Source organism: Blastococcus sp. KM273128 (assembly GCF_021698975.1).
In the GTDB taxonomy this organism is placed as follows: domain Bacteria; phylum Actinomycetota; class Actinomycetes; order Mycobacteriales; family Geodermatophilaceae; genus Blastococcus.
In genome coordinates this window covers 1-8267 of the sequence record NZ_SSXA01000115.1, presented here as the reverse complement: position 1 = coordinate 8267, position 8267 = coordinate 1, and the positions used below count along the sequence as shown (strand labels likewise).

At 70.2% G+C, this 8267-nt stretch carries 3 protein-coding genes; 1 reads left to right on the top strand and 2 read right to left on the bottom strand.

Annotation, left to right across the window (positions count from 1 at the left end; translation table 11 throughout):
• Positions 1-1174 (top strand): type ISP restriction/modification enzyme (locus E9529_RS20485; RefSeq protein ID WP_304505679.1); only part of this gene is annotated, 1174 nt, incomplete at its 5' end.
• A gap of 122 nt (positions 1175-1296) precedes the next feature.
• Here E9529_RS20485 and E9529_RS20480 read toward each other — a convergent pair.
• Complete coding sequence (locus E9529_RS20480; RefSeq protein WP_236833115.1) at positions 1297-2133, bottom strand: PIN domain-containing protein; 837 nt, start codon at positions 2131-2133, stop codon at positions 1297-1299.
• Positions 2134-2434: 301 nt separating this feature from the next.
• Positions 2435-8044 (bottom strand): MobF family relaxase, encoded by a 5610-nt coding sequence (gene mobF, locus E9529_RS20475; RefSeq protein ID WP_236833116.1) that lies wholly within the window; start codon positions 8042-8044, stop codon positions 2435-2437.
• Positions 8045-8267 lie beyond the last annotated feature (223 nt).

The window sequence follows — 8267 nt, the reverse complement described above, 5'->3', positions numbered from 1 at the left end:
GCCGGACAGACCGGCGGCTGCTTCACGCCCGCACCGGCTGACCAAGATCAGATCAGAGGCCGACCGAGCCGACCAAGATCGACGGTGGATCGAGGCTGATTCGACCCTGATTGCGTGGAGCGGCAGCCTGGAGGCGGCTCACGCCCGCGGGCAGCAAATCAGCTTTAGCAGTCAGGCGAGTGTGAACGCCATTTATCGACCGTTCACCAAGGTGGTGTGCTATCGCGACGACGCTCTTATCGAACGTCGATACCGTATCCCTAACCTCTTTCCCGATCGGAACGCTACGAATGTCGGCGTTTACCAGGTGGGATCTGGATCCGCCGTCCCCTTCTCTGTTCTTGCGCTGGACGTAGTTCCCGACCTCCATGTCACGGGAGCAGGCTCGGGCGGTCAATTCTTCGCGCGGTGGCGGTACGAGAAGGTCGACGAGTCCGGGATGTTCGACGTCCACGGTGATGGTGAGGTGGTCGACGGCTACCGGCGCATCGACAACATCACCGACGAGGCGCTGGACGCATTCACGGCGGCGTACCCGGGCGAGTCGATCACCAAGGACGACATCTTCGACTACGTCTACGGTCTGCTGCACTCGCCGGAGTACCGGGAGACCTATGCCGCGGACCTGAAGAAGATGCTGCCGCGCATTCCGTTCGCGGTCGACTTCCGTGCGTTCGCCTCGGCGGGCAGGCAGTTGGCCGAGATGCACCTGGGCTACGAGACCGTGAAGCCGTACCCGCTGGAGGGGCTGGACCTGACCGGCCCGGGGGGCGAGGGGGACTACGGATTCTTCGCCGTCGGCAGCAAGAAGATGAGCTTCGGCAAGGCGACCGCGGAGCAGAAGGTCGAAGGTCTGCGGAGTGACAAGTCGGTGATCCACTACAACGAGCGGATCACACTGCGGGGCATCCCGGAGGAGGCCTACCGGTACACGCTGGGCAGCCGCTCGGCGATCGAGTGGATCATCGACCGCTACTGGGTGAAGACCGACAAGGCCTCGGGCATCGTCAACGACCCCAACGACTGGTCCCGCGAGGTCGGGGACGCCCGGTACATCCTCGACCTGCTCGCCCGCATCGTCACTGTCTCCCTGGAGACTATGCAGATCGTTGACGCTCTACCCTCGCTGGACATCCGCCCCGACTCGAATAACCGGAGTGAAAATACTGCCTGACCGTGCGGCAGTACCGGCGGTGCTCGCCCTGCACTCTGGCGATGACGGCTCTTCAGCGTCCCTGAGGCAGGGAGCGCTGAAGGTGAAGTGCAGCGCCGACCGCCGCCCTCCAACGGATCAATTCAACGATAAGCGTGCTCCAAATGGACGTGCCTGAGTGATCGAGCCGCGGCACGGAAATCGGCACCCGTGTCGAAGGTCACGATGACCGTGCGAGGGCCGAGCATGTCGCGGAGGCGGGCGACGACGTCGATCAGTTCGTCGTCGGCGCGGGTGAGACGCACGTGCGCGGAGGACTCCATGAGAACCTCGACGGTGACTTCCCCGTGTTCACCGGAGGCGTCCTGCAGCGTGCGGCGGCCGTCCGGCCTGTCGACCAAAAGCTCGTGGATGAGCTTGAGCATGAGCCGGGCGCGCGTCCGCGTCGCTTGCTTGGAGGACTGCTTCAGCCTGTCGAGCTCGTCGATGACGACAAGCGGGATGACCACGCGCAGGATATCGAAGTCGCGCACCTGGTCTCGGAGCATGCCTCGCCAGTCGGCGGTGCGAGCTTCCTCGGCGTGAGCGATCAGCACGTTGGTGTCCGGCACCAGCACGATTGCTGCCTCGGGTACGTCCGCAAAGCGCCGCCGGAACGACTCGATGGACGCACCGGCGCGCCCCAACTCTTCCTCACGGACCGCCAGTTCCCCACTGATGAGTGCCCCGCCAACCGACGCGTGCGGGTCGAGTTCCATAGCCGCCCAGAAAGTCGCCGTCCTGATCAGGCGGTCGACGTCGTCGCTGGCGAGGTGCGGCCGCAGGCGCGTGACGGCGCTGACTGCCCAGCGCTGGTAGGCCGGCAGCAGGTCCGCGCCGGAGGCAGTGAGACCGATCGCTTCGTTGCGGACATGCTCGAGTGCGGTCTGCAGGGCATCGCCGCTGCTGCCGGTGCGCGGCCAGACGACGGGGGCGGTCATGCGGCAATGATGCGACGGCCGTCTGACAGTTCTGTCCTGCCGCCGCGAAGTCCTCCGTGCGCGGACGCGCCCCTCGCGACCGAGTCGTCAAGCAAGGTTGCCGTAGCGCCTCGGATCGTCGAGGGCTAGATGCGGCAAAGACGGGCCTCACCGCCGCGATCCGGGGCCGTACGAAGTGCCTGGAGGATTTGTCGACGCTGGAGCAGTCGCTCCGGCGTGTGCGATGCCAGGTGCTCAGGACTCGGGACCGGGAGCGTAGACATCCCATGATCAAGGGCCTCCCGGGCGCCTGCCTACGGCGTCACAGCCGCAGGCGTTGCCCCATCCGAATAGGAGATTGAGGAGGGCGGCCCCCGGATGCGGTTCGTTGGGCTGCCTGCACGCTGTCGGTCAGCGTTTCCGACCCTGTCTCCGCTGCGGACATCACGGAGGTGGAGGGCTCCGTCCCCAGGTCAGTGGACGGTTCGGGAAGTTCCCCGGGCAACGCTGTGCGTGCCGACACGCAAGCATTCTCTGTCCGAGCACGGGCGGCGTCGAACACTTCGGACAGTGCGATGTCGGGCGCGATACCGGTGCAGGCCACGACGTGGGTGAGGTGCGCCGGCCAACTCTTTGACGGGAAGGCAGCGATCACTTCCGCGGCGCGGCGAGCGGCGTGTACCTGGCCTTCGACGGTATCCAGCCGGTCTGCGTAGACGGCAATGCGGGCGTCGATGAGTGCAGTGGCAAGGCTGGGGGAGGCCACGAGGGCCTGATGCAGAGCGGTGGCGCCGGCCGTCTGTAGCAGCTCGGCGGGGTCCTTGCCGGTCGGGATGGCGAGGCGGTGGGGATCATCACCACGGGCGGTGAGCTGCCAGAAGATGCGCTCGGCGGCCTGCTGACCGGCCCGGTCGGCGTCCGTAGCGACGATGACGCCGGGCTTTCCATCGCCGAGGAATGGGCGTAGAGCCTCGGCCTGCGCGTCGGTGAACGCAGTGCCCAGTGGGGCGATGCCGACGTAGTCGCCCTCGCCGGCGAGGGTGACTGCCAGCGCGTCGAGGGGGCCCTCCACGAGGACCGGGAAGGCGCCGGCAACCAGGGCCGCAGCGCCTTCGGTCAGTCCGTACAGCTCGTTGCCCTTGGTCAACAGCTCGGTCTCCGCGGTGTTGAGGTACTTCGGGACGGCGTGGTCCCCGTCCTCGTTGTGCGCGGGGTTGCGGCGGCCGATCCAGCCGTGGATCTCCTCGCCGTCGCGGATAGCGAAGACGAGCCTGTCGCGGAAGCGATCGATGACCCGGCCGGTGGAGGCGTAGCTGCCCAGACCGGCGGCGACGACCTCGGCCTCGGTGGCGCCGAGGCGGCACAGGTGGCTGGTCAGCGCGGTCCAGCCGTCGGGGGCGTAGCCGACGGTGAACCGGTCTTCTCCCGTCAAGTCGGTGCCGAGCCGGTCGGTGAGGTAGGCCGGTGCCCAAGAACCGCGGTAGCGGGCGGTGAAGAAGTCGGCTGCCTGCTGGTTGAGCTCTAGGAGGCGCTCTCGGTCAACTCCGGTGCCTCCTTCGTCAGCCCTCTCGGCTTCGGGTGGGCGACTGGCGTCGGCAGTGCGATTGTTGAGTCCTGTCGAGACGGGGTGCTCGGCAGTGGCTGGGTCGTCGCCGTCCAGCTCCTCGTGGAGAGCTTCGGTGTCGTCGGGTTCGACGAGGCTGGCCAGCCAGTCGTCGTCGGCAACTCCGTCGGCTGTGGGCAGGTGTTCGAGGTCGGACGACGACGTCGGCGCGTGGCCGCGTGCGGCGGACGCCGGGTCGGTGAGCACGCCGACGCGCCACACCAGGGCGGTGGCCAACTCGTCCGGGCGCAGTTGGTCGTCGTCGGGATGACCGGCGCGCAGCAGGTCATGGGCTGTGGACAGCACCTGGTCGGGCTGCCAGCCGGCGTCGCCGGCAGAGGTGACGGCGGCGACCAGCGCGGGCCAGGCTGGGTCGGCGACCACCCGCTCGGCCGCTGCGGGGCCGACGACGTCGGCCAGGACGGGGCTCCAGTCCGGGCGCAGCGCCTCGGAGACGGAGGTGCCGGTGGCGGTCATCGCGGCGGGGGAGAGGTGCCCGCACAGTCGCCACCACAGCGCAGCGGCGGGCTGCTCGTCCGGCAGGGGACGTTCGGCGGCGACGGCCTGGGTGAGCGCGGTGATGTCGATGCCGGCGCGGTCGGCGGCGGCGAGCCGCTCGGCCAGGACCGGCCAGTAGGGGTCGCCGGCGATGCGGGGGTCGATGCTGTCGACGAGCGGCGCCCAGCGCGCGGTGAGCGCGCGCCCGTCGCCGAGCAGCCGCGTGATGCGGTCGTCAAGCGCCCGCTGGGCCCGGGCGTCAGCGGCGCGCGGCAGCGTAGGGCCGGTGGGACGGCGGTCGGCGTCGTCAACGCCGTGGGCGGTGCGCCAGACGGCGAGATCGGCGACCAGCTGGGGATCGCGGTCGATGAGTGGAAGCGCCCACGCGGGAGCGCTGTTGGGGGTCCAGGCGCGTGCACGGGCGGCGACGTCGACGGCCGGTGAGCTGACCTGGTCGGCGGAGTTGGCGAGGTAGGGGCCCCACTCGAGGTCGTCGCCGAGCGCCTTCGGAAGGCCGGGCAGCCACGGCAGGGGGCCGGTCCCGTCCGAGTGGCGCCCGGTGGGGTCGACACGCCAGTCCAGGACCGCGGCCACATCGCGGGCGTCGTCTAGACCTCGATCCGAAGCCAGGGCCTGCCCGAGGACATCGGAGGGATCACGACCGGAGACGGCGCACAGCGCCAGGTGCGCGCGCAGGACGGGGTAGGCCGCCTGCACGGTCAGGCCAGGCATCGCCGCGTCGGCGGCGGTGTCGATGGCCTCGAGGGCGTCCCGGCCGAGGCGGTCCTCCGCGGCGGTATTGAGCGCGTCGTAGTACCGATCTGCAGCGCAAGCAAGCAGAGCGGCGGGATCGGCCAGCGCGCGGGCCTGGCTCATGGCCGAGGTCGGGGAGCCGTCGCGAGCCAGCACACGAGTCAAGACGTCGACGGCGGTGGGTGGCAGCAGCGCGTCGCGGGTGATCACGCTGTGCGGGTCGCCGACGCCGGCGGTGGTGAGGAAGAGGTGGTTGGCGTGCCTGCCGCGGGTCAGGGCGACGTAGAGGAGCTGGCGGGACTCCTCGCCGGTGGCGACGGTGTAGCACGTGTCGGCGGTGAGGCCTTGTGCGCCGTGGACGGTGGTGGCGTAGCCGAGGCCGACGTGGTCGGTGACGTAATCGGCAGGCAGGGTGAGGCGCCGTCCGGTGCGCTGGTGGACGACGTCGAGGGCGCCGGTGTCGCGGACGGCGGCGACCGTGAACCGGTCGCCGTTCTTGACCCAGTCGGTGGCGCTGATCGGAAGGGTGCGCTCGTTGCGGCGGGTGATGACAGCGTCGCCGGCGGATGCCTGCGAGGCGTCGGCGAGGGTGACCTGGGGTCCGACCGGCCCGTTCTGCTGGGCGAGGCGGTCGCGGCGGGCGCGGGTGTTCAGTTCGGCGACCAGCTCGCGCGTGGGCGCCAGCATGATGGCGTCGCGCCCGGCGGCTCGGTCGATCGACCAGGCAGCGTAGGCGTCGTCGGTGACCGTGGCCAGGTCGCCGACGTGCACCCGTCCGTGATCGATGTAGTAGGCGAGGGCGGCCGGGTCGCCGTCGCGCAGCGCCAGGGACGCGGCGCCTTCGGCGTGGTCGGGGGCACCGGTGTCGGGGTCCGTGAAGCGCAGAACCTGAGAGAGGGTGACGGCACCGTGGGTGGCGGCGATGTCGCGCAGCACTCCGCCGGCGCCGATCGCGGCCAGCTGCTGGTCGTCGCCGATCAACCGGACCGACCCGCCGGCCTCGGTGACGAACGCGATCGCCCGCGCCAGGTCGGAAGTGCTGGCCATGCCGGCCTCGTCGATGACCACGAGGCTGTCCGGGCCGATGCGCGCGACCCAGGGCGGGACGTTGTTGCCGGTAGCCAGTGCGTGGATCAGCTTGGCGAGAGTGTCGGTGTCGGTGCCGACTTCCTCACCCAGCACCGCCGCCGCGGCTGCCGAGGGCGCGAGGCCGACGACGTTCCCACCGTCGCCTCGCCACGCCGCAGCGAGCGCACGCAGGGCGGTGGTCTTGCCGGTGCCTGCCGGGGCCAGCGCCAGTTGCACCCGGGTGCCGGAGGTGGCCAGCTCGCGGACCAGCTGCACCTGGCCGGGGTTGAGTTCGACGCGATTGGCGGTCGACTCCAGCAGCGCCACGTCGACGGCCGCGTCCGGCGCCACGCGTCCGTCCCGGCGTCCGGCCGCGGTGAGGATGGTTCGCTCGGCGGCGACGATCGCGGTCGAGGTGTACAGCGCCGAACCGGCCACGGTGTAGACGGAGCTGCCGTCCGAGCGGCGCAGCGCCGCGGGCTCGGTCACCGGCTCGCGGCTGCCCAACGGCGTCGACAGGGACAGCGCTCTCTCGACGACGGCGTCGATGGATCCGTCGAGGTCGGTCAGCCGGATCGCGGCGGCGCGGGCCTGCCGCTCGGCCTCGGCGCGGACGTGGTTCACCTGCCAGGTCGCCCGAGAGCTCTGCACCGTCGACAGCACGTGCTGGGCGGTCTGGTCGACCCATCTGCGCGTCGGGCGCTTTCCCTCGGGACCGCGGCGGGGGGTGAGTGCACTACGGAGGTAGTCGCGCAGGCCGCTCTCCCCGCCCAGCACCGCCAGCGCCTCGGTGTGCCAGGCGGCGCGCTGCTCGGCGAAGGAGCGGGGCTGGTGCTTGCGCTGCCGGGTCTCGAGATTGGCCCGCTGCGCCAGGGACACGGCCTCTTTCGGCGTCGGCGGCCGCCCGTGGTCGGCCTGGAACTCCGCCGACAGCACCGCGCGGCGGGTATCGATCGACGTTCGCCGCGACGACCAGAGCCGGGGGAGCTGGCCGTCGACGCCGACGATTTCTCGCACCGGCCGCTTGTTCGGATCCCCGTCCGGGCGGTCGGCGAAGCGGACGCCGAGCCGCTCGGTGAGCAACGCCTGCAGGCGGGTGTTGTACCGCTCTGAGGCGGTGACGTTGTTCTTGTAGAGCAGTCGACCGTCCAACGCGAGCCACCGCCCGTCGCGGGTCTGCACCTTGTTGCTGACGGCCACGTGGGTGTGCAGATCCGGGTCGCCGGCGCGCGAGTCGCGGTGGGTAAACGCCGCCGCGGTCAGTCCGCGTACCTCCACCTGCGCCACTCCGTTGCGGCCTGTGCGGGTGTAGGCGGCGTGGTCTTCCAACCAGGTCAGGGTGTCTGCCACGGCGTCGGCGTGCGCCTGCTCGATGACGGCTGCGACCTTTGGCGGAGCGATCGCCCACAGCGTGGAGACGCTCTTGACCGGGCTGAACGTCAGGTCGTACCCGGCGACCGCGGTGGTGGCCTGCCGGGAGATGCGGGCCAGATGGCCGGACAGCTCGCGGGCGTCGGCCGGCGAACGGCCGTAGGTCTCGACGAACATGGCCGAGGCCAGTTCGGTGCGGATGCGGGCTCGTTCCTCGGCCGGCACGGGGGTGTCGGCGGGCAGGCCGAGTGCGGTGTTGTGGTCGCGGAACGCCCCTGCCGAGCGGCGGTGAAAAATATTCGCCTGCTCGTGAATGCGGTAGGGCGCGCCCAGGCGGCTGGCCTGGTCGACCTCCTGCGGGTCTTTGCCAGCCAGCTGCGCAGCGCGCTCGATCTGGTCGGCGTTCGGGTGCCGCCCCTCCCCGAACAGCGCGACCATCTGCGCCTCGGTGACCCGATCACCAACCGGAAAATCGGGCACGGCGGCAAGCCCGCGTCCCATCCAGACGCCCGGAGCCTCGCCCTTCTCGCTGTAGTAGTCGCCCAGGTTGTCGTACCCGCGGGTCGTGGCGTCGTGCGCAGCAACCTGGCGGGTCAGATACGTGTATCCGTCCCCCGCGGTGAGCTTGTGCAGCGTCATCACGACCTGAGAGTCGCGTGCACCTATGCCACGGTCCGGACCCTGCGGAGCATCGATATGGGGCGGTCTGGGCCGTGATGCATGAGGTGTGTCAGGTCGGAGGGGGTGGGGTGACGCCGGGTTCGGTGAGTGGCGTCCACCAAGGTGGTGTGCGACGGCCCCGGTGACCAGCGGGCCCTGCACGTGAAGGCGGCCACCGCGTGATCTTCTGGATACCTTCCAC

Excerpts from the sequence above, each read along its gene's own strand:
- E9529_RS20480 (WP_236833115.1), bottom strand. The coding sequence starts at position 2,133 with ATGACCGCCCCCGTCGTCTGGCCGCGCACCGGCAGCAGCGGCGATGCC.
- mobF (WP_236833116.1), bottom strand. The coding sequence starts at position 8,044 with ATGACGCTGCACAAGCTCACCGCGGGGGACGGATACACGTATCTGACC.